Source organism: Alcanivorax sp. HI0044, from assembly GCF_001634945.1.
On sequence record NZ_LWEZ01000369.1, the window covers coordinates 1 to 21,202 of the forward strand.

Genomic DNA, 21,202 nt, shown 5'->3' on the forward strand with positions numbered 1-21,202 from the left:
GACAAATAGCCGGAGGCATCGGACAGGAAGCTGACAGTGACATCACCGGAATCAAACCCCGCCGGCAGCTGGCCGCCAATCAGTACTTCCAGTGGCTCCCCGCTAAGCAGCGAGCCCTTGCTGATACGCAGCGGCGTGGCATCCGGGTAATTGGGCACGAAGCCCAGCTCGGCAAACACATTGCCGGACAGTTTGGAAACGGTGGTGTCACCCAACAGTTTGGCAATCAGCGGCACGCAGTTGATCGGCTCGCCACTGAGCGGCGACAGCATGACACCGTCCTCGCCACAATCCTTGGTAGGATCTGCGGCCATGGCTTCCAGCACCAGGGTTTCCCGTGGGGTGGAATCCTGCGGGGTCAAGGTGATGCTGTTTTCCCCGCTGTAGGCCACGCCGGCTTTACTGGTCAGGGCGGCGTCCAGTTCCAGGGTGTAATCGCTGCCCGGGGCCAGATCCTCCTGCGGGTCCAGGGTCAGTCGTGTGCCGCTCACCAATAAGGTGGCCGCCACCGGGTTGCCGCCGGCATCGTTAAGGCTGACCGTGGTGTTATCCACGGTGGTGCGATCCAGTGGCTGCGAGAATTGCAGGTGAACGGTGGAGAAGTCCATGAAGGGCTGGTCGTCGCCACCCGACGGCATTTGCCGGCTGATCACCAGCTCATCCGCGTTCTGCTGCTGGTCCTGCGGCCCCGTGCCGGCGGAGCCGGTGGTGAAGTTCAGGGTGCCGTCACTGAAACCGTCCAGGTCGATGCCGTTCAGGCTCAGGGTATAGTCGCTGTTGAAGGCCAACGGCACGCGCGGCGTGATCACCACGGAGCGCCCCTGATCGGCTTCGCTCATGTCCACATCAACGGCACCGTCCGGGCCGGTAAGGGTAATGTCCGACAGCACCAGGCCCGGCGCCTCGGAAAACTGCACCACCAGTGGCGCATGCACCGATATCTGGGTTTGCTGGTCCGCCGGGTAGCTGTAGAACACCTGCCCGCTGTTGCGGCCGCTGTAATCCACGGTCTGTTCACTGCCACCACCACCGCAGGCGGTCAGCACCAGTGCGGTGGCGAAAAGTACGCTCGTTCGCATCATTGTGTTTGCCTCCCGGGCTTAAAATTTCAGGGTGATGGAGCCGCTGATCACATTCACCTCACCGCTGGCTTCCACCTGCTCGCTGGGCTGCGGGTAGACGGCGGACTGGGTGTCGTAAATGTCGAAGGTGCGGTCTTCGAGGATCTGGTGCTGGTAGGCCAGATCAAAACGGACCGGGAAAGCGAGAATACGGGTTTTCTTGTATTCCGCGGTGACGCCGAGGCCGATGATCCATTTATCCGTATCCAGGTAGTTCACATCCACCGACGCATTGGATTCCAGTGGTGATTCGCTGTAAGCCACCCCCCCGGTGAATGAGAAATTCTCATTCAGCCGGAACTGGGTGCCGATGCGCGGGATAATCACGTCCTGGAATTCCAGCTGGCCAGGTTGCCCGCTAACGGTCTGGTCCTTGATGGTGTCATTATCGAATTCGTCTTCCAGGGCAGACCATTCCTGCCATTCGATAGTCACACCGGTACGCCAGCGGCCTGACTGGTACTGCACACCACCGGCGAGAATGTTCGGCTGGTAGGAATCCAGGGTGTTGATGTTGAGCATCAGGCCCGGGTTGGGAATCACCCCGGGAATCACCGCGTTGGCGTTCACTTCGGTTTTGGTGTTGGAATAGCCACGATAGGAAAAGGCGGTTTCCAAACCGTTGAACCAGCAATCATCGCCTTCACCACAGAAGGTTTCGCCCCAGTCCATGTTGATACCGAAAATCGGCCGAATGGACGGTTTGGCGGAGACATCCAGTTCTTCGTACTGGGTGTTGCCGGCCAGGTCTGTGGTAGCGGACAGATCTGCGGCGGCATGCAGGGTAATCCGCGCCGTGGCGCCCACATCGATGCCTCGCCACAGCTGGGTAGCGCCACCCAGGTTCAGGAACAGGGGCTGGCGACCGTACTCAAAATACTGGCCCTGCTGGGACGTGGAGGAATCAAACGCCAGCATTTCCTCGCCGTATTTTTCCACCCCCAGCATCAGGCCAAAATAAATCGGGTGGTTGTATTGGGTGAGTGAAGTCAGGTCGGTTTTCATGCCCAACAACATATGCTGGGAGGGCGAGTCCTGCAGCACATCACCGTTACGGATTGGCGCATCGGCACCGCCCAGGCTTTTGGCGCGCAATTCATGTTCGGCATGCATCAGGCCTGCGGTCAGTTCGCCACGGGGGTCTTTGGCCAGCGCCGCCGGGTTGTAGTAAGTGGCGGACACCTGATCATTGAAGAGGCTGAGCGCCTGTGCGGAGGCAATATCCGAGGGCAACACGCCATACGTTGTGCCGATATTACCCATGCTCGCCAAGGCAACAGATTGCACCAACACACCACCGGCTACGGCGGCGACACGTCCCGAAAAAGACACAGTCATTTGTTGTACTCCTACACTGTTTTCTTGTTGCTTTTACGTTGTTTGTCGCCGAGGGAGGCGACGGGGGGAGCCCACCCTATGCAAAAGTGAACAGTTACTCACATAGGTAGAAAGCGCTATTTGGCGTCAATCACGACGGCAAACCGTAAAATTCTTTTAAACAGTGACGAGGTAGACAGGGTATTCGCTGACGAGTTCGGGCACGGCCGTGCCATCTGAGGCGCCTTAGAGGGAATTGTCGACGAACGGCGGCAGAAATAACTACGCCCCGACAAGCGGGGCGCAGCGCAAGGCAGAAACGCGGCCAGAATTACTGGATAGACGCGCTCTGGTAGCTCAGGTTGATGCCACCCGGCGGAATGATCAGGTTCACCTGCCCGCCTTCCAGGCCAGCAAGACTGATCTCCAGATCCACGTTCTTGGATTCCAGGTTCTGCAGACCAATGAACAGGCGGCCATCAGGCAGGAAGTCCAGCGGCCCTTCCAGATCCACATTGTCGATGGGCAGCCCTTTGACGTTGTGCTCCAGACCCAGCGGCAGGCTCAGGGCCGGGGCATCGAACAGCAGGTCAAACTGGATCCGGAACACCGGGCCGTCCGGCGTTTCCACGATGTAGCCCACCGGCGGGACCGTGCGTGGACTGTTCGGGTCATTGGGGTCCTCGGGCTCGTAGCGAACACGCATGATGTTCGGGCCGGTGGCGGTCTCAATCGGCACCAGGCCCACATCGCCTACCACTTCCAGCAGGCTGTTGAGCACGCCATCGCCGCCGAATTCCCCGGCCAGCGCATTGAGCGCATCGTCCAGGGTGCTGAGGGTGACATCAAGGATGCCGGTCAGGATCGGCCCCAGTACCGGGATCGCATCCAGGGTACTGCCCCCATCGGTCACATTCAGATCCAGCCCGACCACCGCCGTGGCATCCAGATTGGTCAGTGCCACAGTGGTCGGGTAGATCACCACGGGCACACCTTGTTGCTCGGCATCGAAGTCCAGAATTTCGGTGTTCAGCAAGCCCGTCACATACATGATCCGGTTACTGTCACACTGGCTCTGGTCTTCCGGGCCATAGGGCGGCGCCCCTTCAAAACCACAACCGGTATTGGCGCTGGTCACCAGACCTGTGCCGCCGCCATCGCGGGGCAGAATCATGGTGGCATTGGCCGGCGTGTCGGCGGGGTCAATCACGTCACCGCTGACAACCGGCTCACCGGAATCGATCTGGAAGTTATTGTTCACATCGGCACTGGGCAGGTTGGCCAGTTCCTGGAACACGGTGGTCGCCGCCGGCCCGCCTTGGAACAGAATCTCCATGTCCGGGCCCCCTTCTTTCTGGCCAGCCCCAAGCAACAGCGCTGTCTGCAGCGGCAGACCATCCACCGAACACATACCCGCACAACCGGTGCCACCGCCATTGGATGTCATCACATAACGGTACAGAGCACCCTCTTCCCAGGCTTGCTCTGGTGTGAACGTCAGCGCGCGTGGGTCCAGCACCAGTTCACCCTCCACGTCGACCCAGCTGCCGCCTTCGTCTTTTTGCACCAGGAAGGTATCGCCGAGGAGGATGGTTGCCGGATCCATGTTCTGGGAAAAACGCACACGAATGGAGCGGTTTGCGGGCAGATCCACAATCGGCAGTTCATCCACTTCCACTTGCGCACTTTCCTCGTTGGAGGAGATGCACACGCCTTGGGTGCCGGCATCAATCTCGGCCTGGCTGGCATTACTGCTGGCACAGGGGAAGCCCGGGTAGACGGTGGCTGCGAATGGGCCTCTGCGCACATCGTCCGGATCATTGACCACATACTCCGGCAGGCTGAAGTCCAGGCTGTTATCCCCTTCCAGGGTATCCAGCATCTGCAAGGGGTTACCTTCCAGATCCGTAATATCCGGGGTGGTGGTAATTACGTACTCCACACCATATTCCACCGGGGCATCCGGAGTGATGATCAAGGCACTGCCATCCAGCTTCCAGCTGAACGGTTCTTGCGCCCCACCTTTGGTGAGCATCAAGCTCTCACCGGCAACAATGGTTTCCTTCTCCAGGACTTCATTGAAATGGATGATGATGGGGTCACCAGGCTCCATGCGGTCGGCCACATTTCCGGGCTGCCAGGACAGCTCCATGCCATTGTCGCCGTCGAGAACAGGCACAAAAGGACTTACCGTATCGAAAGGCTTGAGAGGCGCGTTCTCCTGATCTTGATAAGACTCCATGCGGAAGCTGAGCACACCATAGGCGTTATCCACGCCCAGTACCCGCGGCTCCACAATGGTAATGGCATCGGTGTTGAGCTGGCCATCTTCAATCAGGCCGGTGCCCACCAGTTCCAGGTGCATCAGGTTCTGGGTAAAGGCGCCATTGGCACGGGCATCGGCGGTGGACGTGGCCACGTCCATAAACAGCCGCAGCTGCTTGGGCGCGTCGTCACTTTCCGCATTGGGGTTGGGGAACAGGTAACCGGTGGCATCGGAGATGATTTCCACGGTCACTTCACCGGAGTCGAATCCCACCGGCACTTCGCCGCCGATAAAGACTTCCAGCGCATCCCCTTTCAGGATCCCGCCGCGCTTTACCCGCAGCGGGGTCACGTCGGGAAACTTAGGCGCAAAAGCCAGTTCGGCGTAAACGTCACCGGACTGCTTGGACACCGTCTTGTCCTGCAGCAAGGTGCCAATCACCGGCACACAGTTGATCGGCTGGCCGGTCAGTTCCGACAAGCGTACGCCGTCATCCAGACACCCCAGAGAATCATCCGCCGGCGGCACATTGGTCACCAGCACCGCACGCTCACCGGTAGTGGGCGAGGTGGTGTCCTGGGGCACAGTGGAATGCGAATAGTCGGCAATGTCTTCGCCCAGCTGACTCTTCACACCGTTGACACTCAGCTCATAGGTATCACCAGGCGTCATGTCTTCCAGCGGATCCACGGTGATGGTAGTCCGACCGACCAGCAGCAAGGCGGGCACAACCTCGCCATTGTTCATCAGGCTGATGGTGTCGCCGTAGACAACGGAAGAAGAATCAATGGGATGGGTGGTGCGCAGACGGAACGAAGAGAAATCCATGCTCTTGAATTGCCCGTCATCCGGGAAGATGGATTCCACTTCAAAGCTGGCAGCGGTCTTCTGGGTCTCAATCGGACCTTCCAGCGCCGCACGGGTGGTGAAATTCAGGGTGCCGTCTTTGAAGGTGGTGGTTTCACCCAGCACGGTGACGCCATTCATTACCACCTTGTAGTCCGACGCCGGCTTCAGGACATCGTCCGGTGTCAGCACCACACCTCGGCCATCGGCCACGGATTCCAGGGTAAACGGTACCGCTTCATCATCCGGGCCCGTCATGGTGAAGTTGCTGGCATCCGCCGTCACTTCATGGCTGAACTGCAGGGCAATGATGGCACGCGGCGCGACCTGCTGCTGATTATCCAGCGGGTAGGTGTAATGCAGATTGCGAGCGTCAAAGGTCGGGGTATTGAAGCTCACGCTATCGTCGCTGCCGCCGCAACCGGCGACCAGTGCGGCCGCCAGTGCAGTGAGAGCCAGTTTGTTATTTTTCATGGGGCACCTCCGTTAGAACTTCAGCGTGATGGAGCCGGAAAACACATGAACATCGCCATCAGCTGTCACGACTTCATAGGGGTTGGCCACACCGGGGCGGGTGGTGGTCAGCTCGAAATCACGCTCTTCCAGTTTCTGGAATTGGTAACCAAAGTCCAGGCGCAGCGGGTAGGCCAGAATCGGCGGATCTTGAATGATCAGGGAGCTACCCACGCCAGCAATAATCTTGTCGCTATCCAGGTAGTTCACGTCCGGAGTCTGAATACTTTCCAGCGGGCTTTCCTGATACGCCACACCCGCAGACAGAATCAGGTGCTCATTGACCGTCCACTCTGCGCCCACGCGGGGCACCACGATATCCTTGAAGGTCGCAAAGGCCTGATCTTTCACGGTGTCACGGGCCAGTTCATCTTCCAGGTCTTTCCAGTTCTGTTGCTCAACCGTCACCGCCGCGCGGAAGTTGTCACTAAAGTGATAAAGAATACCGGCACTGAAAATATCCGGCTGATAGGAATCGATGGTGTCGATGAGTACGGTAATACCCGGGTCAATCACGGTACCGGGGATGGTCAGGTTGGATTCCACCGAGGTGCGCGCTTCGGTGTGGCCACGAAACGCGAAGGCGGTTTCCAGGCCGGTCCAGATACCGCAATCTTCCTTGCCGCAAAACACTTCATCCCATTCGAAGTTGAGCGACAGCACCGGACGAATCACCGGCTTGGCGGTCACGTTCAATTCTTCGTACTGGGTTTCGCCGGCCAGATTTGCGCTGGCCACCAACTTGGCATCGGAGCGCAGGGAGATATGCGCAGAGGCCCCGGAGGTAATCCCGTTGGCCAGCTCGATGCCGCCACCCAGATTCAGGAACAATGGCTGGCGACCGTAGTTGAAAAACTGCCCTTCCCGGGAATTTTCGGATTTGAAAGCCAGCATTTCTTCACCGTATTTTTCCACGCCGGCGATAATGGCGAAATAGATGGGATGCCCAAACTGGGTCAGATCGGTGAGATCGGTTTTCAGGGCGATGATGGTCTGCTGGGAATCGGTATCGTTAAGCACATCGCCGTCACGAATAACCGCCGGGGCGCCGCCACTGGGATTGCCCTGACTCACCGCCCGAAGCTCTTGCTCACCGTGCAGCAGCCCCAAGGTCAGCTCACCACGAGGGTCCTGGGTCAGGTAGGCCGGGTTGTAGTACAACGCGGACGCCTGGGTGTTGAACATGGAAAGCGCTTGCGCGGTCCCCACATCCGTAGGCAGCAAACCATAGGTGCTGGCTGTATTGCCCATGGCAGCATAAGCAGGGGCCGATAATGCAGTAGAAATGATTGCAGCCGCCCCCCATTGGGACAGTTTCTTGGTTGTCATAGCGCGTCTCCGGCGTTTGTTATTCGGTTTTTCGCCCAAGGTTTACCGTCTCAGGCGCTGGGAGAACAACACGTGAAGGCTATGCAGCCTCTCGCTATTCCCCCCTGTGTATATGCAATAAGTAAAACAAAACGCCCGTGCTAGAGCCGTTGAGAAAAGGTTGGGATTGGTTGAGAAAGGTACGCGCGGGGGTGGGATATGCTGCGAAGTGTTATGGATCTGTAACGGGAAGCGGCAGACGAAAGCCTCCTTTACCGGGCAGGAAAGGTAACGGGCCCGTTACGGCGCCCAACCCGCCTGCACAGCAGGCATAAAAAAACCGGCCCGAAGGCCGGTTGTAAAAACACAAACACCGGTTATTGCTTGATGGGCTCGCCCAGGTACTGGAGCTTGACGCCACCCGCCGGAATCTTCAGGTAGATTTTCGGGCTCAGGATCAGCACGGACAAGTTTACGTCCACTGCGATATCGTTACTGTTCAATTGTTCAATCACCATTCGTCCATCCGGCAAGAAGGTCACCGGCCCGGCCAATTTCATGGTCAGCGGGTAACTATGCTGGTTATGAGAACCATCGAGCAAAATGTGCATGTAAGGGGCATCCAGATAGAGCCTCACATCGGCACGGAACTCCGGCCCGTTCGGGGTTTGCACGATCAGACCGGGAATCAGCCCCTGACGCTCCCAGCTATCATAGACAAAGCTGCCATCCGGTTTTTTCTTGCCACAGAAATTATCCGCGTCTTCAGGCCAGGCAACGCAGTTGTAGCGCATACGCATGAACTGGGATTCAGTGGGTGTATCACTCTCCGCAATTCCCAGAATTTTCACTTTCAGGGTAACCGAAGACGCCTGAATCATCGTTGGATACAGCCACACCTTCACGGCTGGCCAGGCTTCAACCTCCGGCGTCGACGGGTCATCATAGGGCTGCGCATCAGCGCCCATCACTTCGGAGTTAAGCCCCCCAACCACATGAATTCCGCACTGTTCCGGCAAATCACAAACCAGAGAAGGGTCAGACACTCCCCCTTCACTGCCACCATCTCCCTTGCTGGTATCAATGATCAACGCGGTAGTGTTGGCTCCCGGCTCGCCACCCTCGTAACCCGGCTCACCATTATCAAAACGGCCATTGCCATTCAGGTCAGCGGTGGGCAGGTTTTTCAGGGGCTGGAACACCGATGCCGTGGGCGCCGCACCGATAAAGTGATTCTCTATATCCGGGCCGCCCATATCATCGGCGGGGGCACGCAACATGGCAGTCTGCAAACGTTTGCCATCAGTCGAGCAAATGGCTTCGCCGGAGGTGCAATCATCCGGTAATTGCCCGCTGGTGGCATTCACACTCTGCAAGGCATAACGGTAATACACCCCTTCTTCCCAGGGCTCATCCGGGGTAAAGACCAGGCTGCGCGTACCCACGTCCAGTGAACCGGTGACGCCGGCTTCACAGCGATATTTACGCTTGTCGCCATCGTCATAACGCATCGGCGTACCCGTCGCCGGGTTCAATTCCACTTTCTCGACCCGGAAGCTGCCCACATCACAGGCGGCGCTGTTGTCAAAGACCACGGAATCAGGAGCGATATCGCGGGTGAAATTAATCCGGATAGCCCGGTCTGCCGGCAGGTGGGAAACCGGGTTACGGTCATCTTCGGTTTTGCCACCCTGACAAAAACCGTGGTTGCCGAACTCGATTTCCCAGTGCTCCTTGTCACTGGCACAGGGGAAGCCTGGATAGGTCGTCAGCACACGGGGCGGCGGCAGATCACCGACAAGGGCCGCCAACTCGAAACTCTGACTCACCGGGTTGACTGCATTACCAGCCAGATCCGTCACGCTGCCATCCACCACGGCGGTATAACTTTCACCAAAGGCCAGCGGCTCAGCCGGTCGCATCACCAGGCTGGCACCGTCCAGATACCAGTCGGTGTCCACGTAACTGCCGTTGTGCTGCAGGCCAAAGCTGGTGCCGGCATGCAGGCTGGCGTTGTCCAGTGGTTCACTGAAGTTCAGAATCACCGCATCGCCCGGGCGTGCACTCATGGCCATGCCATTGTCATCCACGGCGGGCACCATGGATTGCAGTACCGGGGCGGTCATATCCGGCACCGGCTCAGGGGCGTTTTCCTGATCCTCGTAGGATTTCATGTGGAAACTGAGCAGGCCGAAGGCGGTTTCCTGTCCCAACACCTTGGGTTCCACGATACCCACCGCATCAATTTCCATGCGGCCGTCCTTCACCAGCGCCATGCCGTTCAATTCCACGTGCATCAGCATCTGGCTCAGCGCGCCGTTGGCTTCCGGATTTTCCGCCGTCATGGACACGTCCATGTACAGCTTCACCTGTTTCGGCGCTTCGTGGGCATCGCTGTAGGGGTTGGGCATCAGGTAGCCGGAGGCATCAGACAGGAAAGTCACGGCAATGGCGCCGGTCTCGATACCTGCCTTCACTTCACCGGCCACTCTCACTTCAATGTTGCTACCGCTAAGCAGGCTGTTGCGAGGAATTCGCAGCGGCGATACGTCCGGGTAGTTGGGCAGGAACGCCAGTTCGGCAAACACATCGCCACCTTGCATGGTGGCATCCTTGCTGCCCAACAAGGTGGACTGCACCGGCACACAGTTCATGGTGGCACCGGTGAGCTTGGCGACCAGCGCGCCGTCCGCATTACAGGGATCGTCCGCCTGGTCGGTGGCACTAACCACTTCCTGCACCAGGGTGGCGCGGGGGTTGGAGTCTTTTGCTGTCCAAGTTTTCTCGAAACCACCGGTGAGGCTGTCCTCGGACTCACCACGCACCGAGGTACTGAACGACAAGGTGTAGCTCTCGCCCGGCGTCAGGTCTTCCAGCGGGTCCACCGTGACCGCATTACCTTTTACCAGCAGGGCCGCGGGCACCAGGCCATCACTGCCTTCCAGCGTCACGGAGTCGCCATACACCAGGGTGCCGGCATCCAGCATCTGGTTAAAACGCACCCGCAGAGTGGAAAAATCCATGAATGGCAGCTGTTCACCATCCGGGATCACATTACGCACCGCCAGATCCGGGGAGGCCATGCGGCTGGACACAGGCCCATCGCTGGACAGCCGGGTAACGAAGTCCAGGCCACCATCCGGGAACACCGGGGAGCCGTTTTCCGTTTCTATGCCATTCAGTACCAACCGGTAACGGGTATGGGTTTGCAGCGGCGCATGCGGCTGCAGCATGACCCCCATGCCCTCATCCACTGACTGCGGCGCCTGCAGGGCCACCTGGTTATTGCCGGTATCAGGGCAATCCCCGTCCAGCTGGGCACATTCCAGTAACGTAAAGTGACTGGCATCCACCGTGACCGGGTGGGAAAACCGGATCGACAGCGGCGTCTTCGGTGCCAGATCCTGCTGACCGTCGTAGGGGAAACTGTAATAGACCTCACCGGTCTGCCAGTTTTCCAGGGTGGGCTCGTCACCGGCCTCACCGCCACAGGCAGCCAGCAATGCGGCTGCCGTAGCCAGAGATAGCGCTTTTAATTTCATCGCCATTAACTCCTAGAATTTGAGGGTGATGGAGCCGGAGAAAACATGCACATCGCCTTCCGCTTCCACGGTTTCGTAGGATTGCGGAAAGCTCGGGGAACGGCGGTCGTACAGATCGAACTCTCGCGGGTCGAGCTGTTGATACTGGTAGGCCAGATCAAAACGCACCGGGTAAGCCAGCACCGGGACAGACTTGTATTCCGCGGTGAGGCCCAGCCCCAGAATCATCTTGTCCGCATCCAGGTAGTTCACTTCCAGTGATGCGTTGGAATCCAGCGGCGATTCACTGAACGCCACACCGCCGGTTAGCTTGTAGGTGTCGTTGATATTGAATTCGCCACCGATACGCGGCACCACAATATCCTTGAAGCGCAGCTCGTAAGGCGCGCCGCCGGTGTTCACGGCCTGGTCCTTGATGGTATCGCCTTCCAGCTCTTCTTCCAGGCGCGACCATTCCTGCATTTCCAGGGTTACCCCAACGCGCCAGCGCTCCCGGCCATAGGCCAGACCGGCGGCATAGATATTCGGCTGATAGGAATCGATGGTGGTAATCGCCAGGTTGATGCCCGGGTCCAGCACGGTGCCGGGGATAGTGATGGTGGAATCCACCGTGGTGTTGGTGTTGGAGTAACCACGGTAACTGAACGCGGTTTCCAGCCCGTTGAACCAGCAGTTATCACCTTCACTGCAGAAGCTTTCGCCCCAGTCCATGTTGAGACCGAAGATCGGCCGGATGGAGGGTTTGGCCGACACATTCAGGGTTTCGTAGCTGGTTTCCCCAGCCAGTGTGGACGTGGCGACCAGCTCCGCTTCCGAATGCAGGGTAATCCGTGCGGACAGCCCCATATCCAGGCCACGCCAGATTTGTGTCCCGCCGCCCAGATTCAGAAACAGCGGCTGGCGACCGTATTCAAAATACTGGCCGGAGGTGGAAGTCTGCGAATTAAACGCCAGCATTTCCTCGCCGTATTTTTCCACGCCGAGCATAAAACCCAAGTACAGGGGATGGTCATACTGGGTCAGGGAAGTGAGGTCGGTCTTCATGCCCAGCAATACCTGCTGGGACGGTGAATCCTGGAGAATATCGCCATCGCGAAGCGGGGCGGCCCCACCACCGACAGAACGGGCACGCAGCTCATGGTCCGCGTGCAACAGGCCGGTGGTCAGCTCACCGCGGCTGTCCTTGGCCAGATAAGCCGGGTTGTAATAAGTCGCGGATACCTGGCTATTGAACATGGACAAGGCCTGGGCGGAGGCCAGGTCGGAGGGCAGCACCCCGTAGGTGGTGCCGATGTTTCCCATGCTGGCCATTACCGGTGACACAGACACAGCGCCAATTCCCGCCAGAACGGCAGGAAGTAATTTCCGTATTGTCATGAAGCTCTCCACAAGACGCGCCCGAAGCGGGGCCGTTGTTATTATTTGGCGGTACGCAAATTCAGGCGCACCTGATCGTTGTGCTGAGCAGTTTTTTGCTCAATATTATTGATACCATCGTGCCAACAATTGAGCGCGTTTAATCACGACAATGTCTCAAAAAATCACAGTGTTTACATATATACACAAAAGCAAACATATGAATTACATTCAAAATACGTCTTTCTTCGTACAAAACGCCTGAAAAGCCGCATCTTTACCCCGATGAGCAGCCATTACCCACGAAAAACATGGAGCGGATTGCACGACTGTTAACCTGACGACGAGACCGCAGGAACCGCGGCACAAACAGGGAAGATAACCGAGCGCGGTACCGCCAAGGCGGAGAGGCACACGCTGGGCAGAATGGCAGACAGCTTTGTGAATGTTTCTGCAAAAGCCGCGCTATTAGCGGCGACGACTTAACACCATGACAGGCACCAGCCCCAGCAACACCAGAGTCAGTGACGGGGCAGCGGCGCGTTGCCACTCCCCTTCGGCGGTAAGCTCATAGATACGCACTGCCAGGGTATCCCAGCCAAAGGGGCGCAACAAGAGGGTGGCGGGCATTTCCTTCATCACATCGATGCCCACCAGAAGCAAGGCCGTAAACAGCCCCGGCAGCATCATCGGCAGGTACACCCGGCGCCCCACCTCCGAAGCGGTTGCGCCCAGGGTGCGGGCCGCTTCCACCAAACTGGGGCGCACCTGTTGCAACGCGTTTTCCACCGGGCCGAAGGCCACCGCCAGAAAACGCACCACATAGGCCAGAATCAGCGCCGCCAACCCGCCCACAAGCGGGATCGCCAAACCCCACTGGTCCAGCCGGGCTTCCGCTGCGCTGAAGCTGACCATGATGCCCACCGCCAGCACCGAGCCGGGCAATGCATAACCCAGCGTAGCCAACTGCACCGAACCGGACACCGCCCGCGACGGCTGGTGGCGCTTGACCCAGGCCAGCCAGCTGGCCAGCACCAGCACCAGCGAGGCAGCCATGGCGCCCAGCAGGAAGGTGCGCCAAATCAAACTGAAGAAGCGGCTATCCAGCCCGTCGATGCCCGTGGCTACCACCCAGTACAACAGGCGACACACCGGCAGCAAAAAGGCCATGAACAGCACCGCAAAGGCGAAGGCGGAGATCAGCCAGGCACAACGTGGTCGCACGCGCATGACCTGCCGCCCTCCCAGTTCGCTGAAACGGGCACGGCGCCGACCACGGCGTTCCAGCCACAGGGAGACCAGCACAAACAACAACAACAGCGACGCCAGTTGCGCCGCCGCCTGCAAGTTGAACAGGCCATACCAGCTTTTATAAATGGCAGTAGTAAAGGTATCGAAGTTGAATACCGACACCGCCCCGAAGTCCGCCAGGGTTTCCATCAGCGCCAGCGCCAACCCGGCGGCAATGCCCGGCCGCGCCATGGGCAACGCCACCTTGAAGAAGGCGCGGACCGGGCCGTCGCCAAGAATCCGCGCCTGCTCCAGCACGGCACGGCCCTGGGCCTGAAAGGCCAGCCGCGCCAGCATGTACACATAGGGGTAAAGCACCAGCGAGAGGGTCACCACCACCCACAGGGGGTGGCGGGCGCTGAAGCCGGGGAAGGCATTCCACCAGCTGCGCATCTGGGTCTGGATCGGCCCGGCATAGTCGAGCAGATCCACCAGCACGAACGCCAGTACATAGGCGGGCATGGCCATGGGCAGCAGTAACGCCCATTGCAGCCAGCGACGACCGGGAAAATCCAGGGTGGCCACACACCAGGCCAGGGTGATGCCCAGCAGCGACACGCCAATGGCCACGCCGATCATCAGGAATACCGTGTTGCCGATCAGGCGCAACAGCACCGTGTCCATCAGGTGCTGCCAGGTCGCCCATTCCTGCTGTCGCCAGGCAGCGAGCAGCACCAGAATGGGCACCACGACCAACAGGGCCAGCGCAATCACGCTGGCCCCACTGAACGAAAACGCGCCGCGCCGAATCACCGGTTAGCGGTATCCGGCACGGTCCATCAGTTTCACCGCCTCCACCTGGAGAGCACCGGCCACACTCACGTTCAGATCATCAGACTTGAACTCGCCCCAGGAGCGCACTTCTTCCGGGGGAGTCACCGACGCATTTACCGGGTATTCCAGGTTGCGGTCGGCCAGCAGCTGCTGGGCGGCGGGCTGGGTCATCCATTCCAGCAGGGCTTTGGCTTTCTCCGGGTGCGGTGCGTGCGTCGTGATGCCGGCACCGGAAATGTTCACGTGCACGCCACTGCTCTCCTGGTTGGCCCAGAACAGCCCCAGCGGCAGCTGCGGGTTATCGCGCTTCATGCGGCCGTAGTAGTAGGTATTAACAATGCCCACATCACATTGGCCGGCAACGATGGCTTCCATCAAGGCGGTGTCGTTGGAGAACACATCCGTGGCCAGGTTGGCCACCCAGCCACGCACGATTTCCTCGGCCTTTTCTTCGCCCAGGCGCTCAATCATGGTCGCCACCAGCGACTGGTTGTAGACCTTCTTGGAGGTGCGCAAGCACAAGCGCCCTTTCCATTTCGGGTCGGCCAGGTCTTCGTAGGTGGACAGCTCACTGGGCTGCAACCGGTCCTTGGAATACACCAGTGTGCGGGCGCGCACGGTCAAGCCGTACCATTGCTTTTTCGGGTCGGTGAGCGCATCGGGCACATTGTTTTTCAGCACCACGGATTCCACCGGGCTGAGCAGGCCTTTTTCTGCCGCATTCCACAGGTTGCCGGCGTCCACGGTGATCAGCATATCCGCCGGAGAGCGCTCACCCTCGGCCTGCAGACGGGCGGTGAGGGCCGAGGCATTGTCGGTGATGTAGCGGATACGCACACCGGTGGCCTCGGTGTAGGCATCGAACACCGGCTTGATCAGGTGATCGTTGCGGGAGGTATACACCACCAGTTCTTCATCGGCGGTCGGTTCGGAACACCCCCACAGACCAGACGCCATTACCAAGGCGCCAACTAAGATGCCAAACACGCGCATATCCATTCGCTCCAATTATTCGCAAACAAGAATGATTCTTAATTTCCGCCAGTATGGCAGCTAACGCGAGCCAGCTCTAGCGCCAAACGCTGGTGGTTTTGCCCGGGCCGGCAAATCCGTGGTTCGCCCCATGGCCTGACGGGCAAAAAAAACTTTCACCGGGCCGGCCTGATTCACCCAGCGCATACCAGTGTTACGCAACCAACGCACCGGCATGGCACGCTGCTCGAACAGGGACTGAAAGCCGCGCATGGCATTCTGCATCAGCAGGTTCTCACCGCGGCGGCGGCGCTGATAACGCGCCAGGGCAGCCGGGTCGGCACAGCCGCGCCCCTGCTCACTGGCCCGCGCGATTTCTTCTGCCAACACCGCCGCATCCAGCAACCCCAGGTTCACACCCTGTCCGGCCAATGGGTGTATCACGTGGGCCGCATCGCCCACCAGCGCCAGGCCAGCCGCCACATACTGACTGGCGTGACGTTCCTGAATCGGAAATACCGCCCGCTCGCTGAGCAGGGTCACCGGCCCCAGGGCGTCGCCCACGGCGGCCTGCAACTCTGCCGCGAAAGAGACCGCATCTTTCTCGCGCAGTTCCGCAATCCGTTCCGGCCAGCCAGACCAGACGATGGAACATTGCCGCTGGCCCCCTTGCTCCGCGTCCGAGAATAACGGCAACAACGCCAGCGGCCCGCTTTCCATAAAGACCTGCCGGGCACAGGCGCCATGGGCCTGCGCAGTGGCGATGGTCGCCACCAATGCATGATGGCCACTGTCGCGCGGACCACCACTGATACCCGCCTGTTCGCGCACCTGCGAACGGGCACCGTCGGCCCCCACCAGCAGGTCTGCCTGCCAGAGGGTATCGCCACTGCGCACCGCCCATTGCCCGGTGTCGGCATCACGGCGCAGGGCATCCACCTGCACGCCGCACTGCCAGTCCAGCGTCGGCAAGGTAGCTGCTTTCTGGTACAACGCGGCGGCCAGGTGGCCGTTTTCCAGCAACCAGCCCAGGCTCTCGGCGCCTACGTCTTCAGCCTGAAACAGCACCTCGCCAGTGCCATCCTGGTCCCACACCTGCATGGCACTGTAGGGCTGCACCCGCGACGCATCCAGATAATCCCACACCCCGGTATTGCGCAGCAGCCAATGGCTGGCTTCGGTAAGCGTGGACACCCGCAACTGCGCCTTGCCCTGCGGCAGGGCCGGGGCAGGGGCACCGTCCAGCACGGTCACCGTCAATCCCTGCTCTGCCAGCAGCACCGCCAGCAACCCACCGGTCATGCCACCGCCAACGATGAGGATGTGTTGTTCGTTACTGCCAGTCATATACTTCACCCAAAGGACGGAAATGCCCTCTCCACCGTCAGTACTATTCAACCAGCCGCGAACGTTTAAAGTGTAAAGTTCAAACGCGAGACGGGTTTGGCGCCACGCTGAACGGAAGGTGTTTCGCGCTGAACGCGGGTTCGGACTTCGGGTACCGGGAACCCCTTGCACGCGCTTTTCAACTTTAAACTTTGAACTTTCAGCTGCTCTTAAAGCCCCATGGCCCGTTTCGCAAAACCACTACGCAGCCCGGGCAGAATATCCATGGCCACCAACCCCAACTGGCGACTGTGCGCAAACAGCGGTTGCTGCACCCGGAACAGTTCCGGTACCCAGCGGGATGCCTGACTGATCAGGGCCTGATCCTTTTCCCGTTTTTGTGCGTAGGCCTGCAGGGTCGCCAGGCTACCGGGGTCGGCATTGCCGCCTACGGTCTGCGCCAGCGCCAGCAGATCCCGCACCGCCAGATTAAAGCCCTGCCCGGCTACCGGATGCAGGGTGTGAGCGGCATTACCGACCACCACGCCATGGGGCACCACCTGGGCACAGGCCTCGGTGAGGATCAGCGGGTAGCGCTGGCGTTCACCGATACCACAAAGCCGTGGCGCCTCTGCCGGGCAACGACCTTGCAGCTGCGCCAGTGCTTCGTCGTCCGCCAACGCCATCCACTGGTCCACCTGCGCCCGCGGGCCGGTCCACACAAGCGCCATGCGCTGGTCGGGCAGCGGCAACAGGGCCAGTGGGCCGTCATTCAGAAAGCGTTCGCAGGCGATTCCCTTGTGGGGCTCTTTCAGGGACAGGTTAGCGATCAACGCATCGTGACCAGTGTCGTGGTCACGGGCGCTAATGCCGAGCCACTCCCGGGTCTTGGACCGGGCGCCGTCGGCGGCGATCAACAGCGGCGTTTCCACCACCTCGCCACTGGCCAGAGTGATTTGGTAACCGCCCTCCTGCCGGCGAATACCCGACAAGGTATCCGGCGCCCGCACTTCAATGCCCTCATCCGCAAACAAGGCCCCGAGCAACACAAACCCCAGCCAGCGGTTTTCCACCACGGCACCCAGCTGCTCTACCCCTTCTTCTGCGGCGGACATGCGCGTTATACCAAGGCGGGATTGTCGCGACACATGCACCGTACCGATAGCCGCCGCGTGCTCTCGAACGGCATGGCCCAGACCCAGATCATCCAGTACCGCCAACGTCCCCGCGGACAAGGCGGTACTGCGGGCATCAAAGCTGGGAGTCAGGGGGGGAGCGTCTGGCAGGGACAGCGGATGGCTTTCGATCAGCATTACCCGGGCGGCACCGTGACGACGCAACAACAGCGCCAGCAAGGCCCCGGCCATACCACCGCCAACAATCACCAAAGGTTGTTGCGTCATTCCAACGTCCATTTTCACTGTAGGAGCGCCACTTGAGGCGCGAATCATGCAAAGCGTTGAAAGTTCAAAGTGTAAAGTTTAAACGCGAATCCAGTTGTCGATGTGTGTAATGTCGTGCCCGCGTTCCCCGGTAATGGCGCGGGCACAGACACTCAAAGGCAACCCCCCTCTCGCGCTTTTCAACTTTAAACTTTCAACTACCCTTCATTATCTTTTCGATATCCGCCACGTCCTTCGGCACTTCGTGACTAAGCACTTCGCAGCCGGTTTTGGTGACCAGCACATCATCCTCGATACGGATGCCAATACCCCGCCATTGCTCGTCCACTGTGGTGTCATCCGGCGCCACATACAGCCCCGGCTCCACGGTCAGCGCCATGCCCGGCTCCAGCTGGCGCCATTGTTCCTGAATGCGGTAATCACCCACATCATGCACATCCAGCCCCAGCCAATGGCCGGTGCGATGCATAAAGAATTGTCGGTAGCCTTCGGTTTCCACCAGCTCGTTGAATTCCCCTTTCAACAGGCCCAGGTCGATCAGCCCCTGAGTAAGGATATTCACCACCTGCTCGTGGGGCACGTTCCAGTGGTTGTCCGGGTGGGTAGCTTCGATGGCCGCATACTGGCTGGCCAGCACCAGCTCATACAGCGCCTGCTGTGGCTTGCTGAATGTGCCGCTCACCGGGAAAGTGCGGGTAATATCGGATGCATAGTGTTCCAGCTCGCAACCGGCATCCACCAGCACCAGATCTCCGGCTTTCAGCTTTCCGGTGTTTTCGATGTAATGAAGAATGCAGCTGTTGGCGCCGCCACCGACAATGCTCGGGTAGGCGGGACTGCGCGAACCGTGGCGCATGAATTCGTGGATGTATTCCGCTTCCAGCTGGTATTCCATCATCCCTGGCTTCACCGACTGCATGGCGCGCACGTGGGCGCCGGCAGAAATGCTGGCCGCCTTGCGCATGAGTTTGCTTTCCGCCGCAGACTTGAACAGCCGCAGGTCGTGCAGATGGTGGGCCAGCGCCACGAATTCGCCGGGCGGGTGCGCGCCACTGCGCACCCGTTCGCGGATGCTGTTGACCCAGCCCATCAGGCGCCGATCGAATTCACTGTCGTGCCCCAGGTCGTAGTAGACCCGCTCACTGCCTTCGATCAGCCCCGGCAGAATTTCATCAATATCGCTGATCGGGAATGCATCGTCCGCATCGTATTCAGACACCGCGCCTTCCGGCCCGGCGCGGTAGCCGTTCCAGATTTCCATGGTGCGATCACGGTCGCGGCAGAACAGCACATACTCACCATACTCGCGCCCCGGCAGCAGCACCATCACCGCTTCCGGTTCGGCGAAACCGGTGAGGTACCAGAAATCGCTGTTCTGCCGGTACGGGTACTCCACGTCCCGGTTGCGAGTGCGCTCCGGGGCGGCAGGCAGAATGGCAATGCTGTTGGGCCCCATGATGGTCATCAGCTCCTGACGACGACGGGCAAACTCCTGGCGGCTGATACTCAAAACGACTCCTTAAATAACGCAACAGGCGGCACGCTTCACGCAACTCACGCAACAAACCAAACGCCTGATCCCCATTAATGGCGGGTTGGCGGTGTTTTATCCGCTGGCGCCGACTCTGGTTTGCCCTGATGGCGCATGACCAGCTCAGTGTAAATCATCAGGGCAGACATACGGCAGTGCTCGGCCACCTGCTCGAACATGTCTTCCTCGGCGTCGCCGTCATCATCCGGCGTAGCCACCTGGCTAATTGCCGCCAGGTCCGACAGTGCTTCCTGCACGCCGGGTGACAGGTCCTTGTCGTGGGTGTTGGCCGAGCCGGTGCCAAAGCCCACCAGGAAGCCTTCACTCCACTGGGCCAGCGCGGCCACCCGCAAGCCAAGGTCTTCCTCATCTCCCGGCAACAGCAGGTTCAGCTCCAGACCGGTTCCCTGGTAACCGCCGTGCAACTGGTCTCGCACCGCCAGCAGGGCGCCATTCATCTCGGCACCAAAGCCCTCCGGCATATCCACGTGGGCAGCCAGCACCCCAAGCAGTTCCTCATTGTGGCCGCCGTGGCCGGTGGCCAGCAGGCCGGCAATCACCCCCTGCAGTTCACTGGGAGAATGCTTTACGCCGGCCGCAGCCAGCCCCTGGACGAGAACCTCAAAATCAATATCGTTGGACATGCGTCTTTCCGTTTTCAACAGCCGGTGATCCGCTGGCGCGGCGGCCCCGGGAAGCAGAGTTGGGGATTACCTGAGAAGTGTGTGCTAAGTGGCTATCACACTTGAATTTCATTGACCCTTACAGACCCCACACCTATAGTACAAAAAGCCTGCAATCCGGGTGGGGGCGCCATCACCGGAAAATACCGGTAAGGTGCAGGGGAGCTACCTTAGGCGAACAGCGACCATTTTGCCATGACGACGGAACAACAACTGAGGCAACTGGAAGCCCGAGTCGATGACCTGCTGCGCATCAGCGCGCGGTTGCGTCAAGAGAACCAGGCCTTGCATGATCGCGAGAGCAAACTGGTGGAAGAACGGGCCCAGTTACTGAAAAAAAATGATGCCGCCCGCAATAAAGTCGAGGCCATCATCTCGCGTCTGAAATCTCTCGAGCAGGAATCCTGAGCGTGGTCTCCTGCCTGACTCTGACTCACAGCCAATGCGGTGTAATCCGGAATGTCTAACGAAAACTCCCTGGTAATTCATCTACTGGACAAGGAGTATCGCGTCGCCTGCCCCGCCGGGGAACAGGACAACCTGCTGGCGGCCGCCCGTTACCTGGACGAACAGATGCGCGAAGTCCGCGATGCCAATGTGATCGGCCTGGAGCGCATTGCCATCATGACCGCTCTGAACATGAGCCACGAACTGCTCCGCGCCCGCCAGAGCGTCTCCCAGGATTCTGAAAGCGAAGCCCGCGTGCAGGCCCTGCTCGGCCGCCTGGAAGAGGAAATCCAGGCCTTCGAAGACGCCCGCCGGAAGCTGTAACTGTTCTCCGCCTCGCCTGTAGGAGCACCTCTTGCAGGTGCGAACCGAGCATAACGAGACCACACAGAAACAGCTAACGACACGCGCTCAGAGAACCCCATCGAGCCACCAGCGATTTACGCGCTTACACGGGGTTCGCACCTGCAAGAGGTGCTCCTACAGGCGAGGCGGAGAACAGTTACA

General features: G+C 59.6%; 14 protein-coding genes. 2 read left to right on the forward strand and 12 right to left on the reverse strand.

The features are described from left to right. From A3730_RS04470 to A3730_RS04525, 12 genes are all read right to left on the reverse strand, one after another. A partial coding sequence (locus A3730_RS04470; RefSeq protein WP_197477287.1) for an Ig-like domain-containing protein occupies positions 1-1,082 on the reverse strand: 1,082 nt, incomplete at its 3' end. An 18-nt stretch (positions 1,083-1,100) separates the two neighbouring features. Beyond that, positions 1,101-2,459, reverse strand: coding sequence for an OmpP1/FadL family transporter (locus tag A3730_RS04475; RefSeq protein WP_063519503.1), 1,359 nt, complete (start codon positions 2,457-2,459; stop codon positions 1,101-1,103). A 310-nt stretch (positions 2,460-2,769) separates the two neighbouring features. Continuing rightward, positions 2,770-6,024 carry an Ig-like domain-containing protein gene (locus A3730_RS04480; RefSeq protein WP_063519502.1) on the reverse strand — a complete coding sequence of 1,085 codons (3,255 nt, stop codon included), beginning with the start codon at positions 6,022-6,024 and terminating at the stop codon, positions 2,770-2,772. A gap of 12 nt (positions 6,025-6,036) precedes the next feature. Further along, a complete protein-coding gene (locus A3730_RS04485) occupies positions 6,037-7,392 on the reverse strand; it encodes an outer membrane protein transport protein (RefSeq protein ID WP_063519501.1) in 1,356 nt (451 codons plus the stop codon). A 356-nt stretch (positions 7,393-7,748) separates the two neighbouring features. Further along, complete coding sequence (locus A3730_RS04490; RefSeq protein ID WP_082872257.1) at positions 7,749-10,919, reverse strand: Ig-like domain-containing protein; 3,171 nt, start codon at positions 10,917-10,919, stop codon at positions 7,749-7,751. 6 nt (positions 10,920-10,925) lie between these two features. Beyond that, positions 10,926-12,290: an outer membrane protein transport protein gene (locus tag A3730_RS04495; RefSeq protein WP_063520026.1), complete on the reverse strand. Its 1,365-nt coding sequence runs from the start codon at positions 12,288-12,290 to the stop codon at positions 10,926-10,928. Positions 12,291-12,737: 447 nt separating this feature from the next. Further along, complete coding sequence (locus tag A3730_RS04500) at positions 12,738-14,312, reverse strand: iron ABC transporter permease (RefSeq protein ID WP_082872258.1); 1,575 nt, start codon at positions 14,310-14,312, stop codon at positions 12,738-12,740. 3 nt (positions 14,313-14,315) lie between these two features. Further along, positions 14,316-15,290 (reverse strand): extracellular solute-binding protein, encoded by a 975-nt coding sequence (locus tag A3730_RS04505; protein ID WP_231880617.1) that lies wholly within the window; start codon positions 15,288-15,290, stop codon positions 14,316-14,318. Between the two features lie 96 nt (positions 15,291-15,386). After that, the gene (locus A3730_RS04510; RefSeq protein ID WP_063520027.1) at positions 15,387-16,652 is read right to left on the reverse strand and encodes a UbiH/UbiF/VisC/COQ6 family ubiquinone biosynthesis hydroxylase; all 1,266 of its coding nucleotides are present in this window, start codon (positions 16,650-16,652) and stop codon (positions 15,387-15,389) included. A gap of 209 nt (positions 16,653-16,861) precedes the next feature. Further along, positions 16,862-18,034: an FAD-dependent monooxygenase gene (locus A3730_RS04515; protein WP_063537584.1), complete on the reverse strand. Its 1,173-nt coding sequence runs from the start codon at positions 18,032-18,034 to the stop codon at positions 16,862-16,864. Positions 18,035-18,227: 193 nt separating this feature from the next. Continuing rightward, positions 18,228-19,544: a Xaa-Pro aminopeptidase gene (gene pepP / locus A3730_RS04520; protein WP_082872260.1), complete on the reverse strand. Its 1,317-nt coding sequence runs from the start codon at positions 19,542-19,544 to the stop codon at positions 18,228-18,230. Between the two features lie 74 nt (positions 19,545-19,618). Then, positions 19,619-20,209: a UPF0149 family protein gene (locus tag A3730_RS04525; RefSeq protein WP_063521027.1), complete on the reverse strand. Its 591-nt coding sequence runs from the start codon at positions 20,207-20,209 to the stop codon at positions 19,619-19,621. Between the two features lie 234 nt (positions 20,210-20,443). Here A3730_RS04525 and A3730_RS04530 point away from each other — a divergent pair, with 234 nt between their 5' ends. Next, complete coding sequence (locus A3730_RS04530) at positions 20,444-20,656, forward strand: TIGR02449 family protein (RefSeq protein ID WP_063521026.1); 213 nt, start codon at positions 20,444-20,446, stop codon at positions 20,654-20,656. Positions 20,657-20,707: 51 nt separating this feature from the next. Next, positions 20,708-21,019 carry a cell division protein ZapA gene (locus tag A3730_RS04535; protein WP_063521025.1) on the forward strand — a complete coding sequence of 104 codons (312 nt, stop codon included), beginning with the start codon at positions 20,708-20,710 and terminating at the stop codon, positions 21,017-21,019. Positions 21,020-21,202 lie beyond the last annotated feature (183 nt).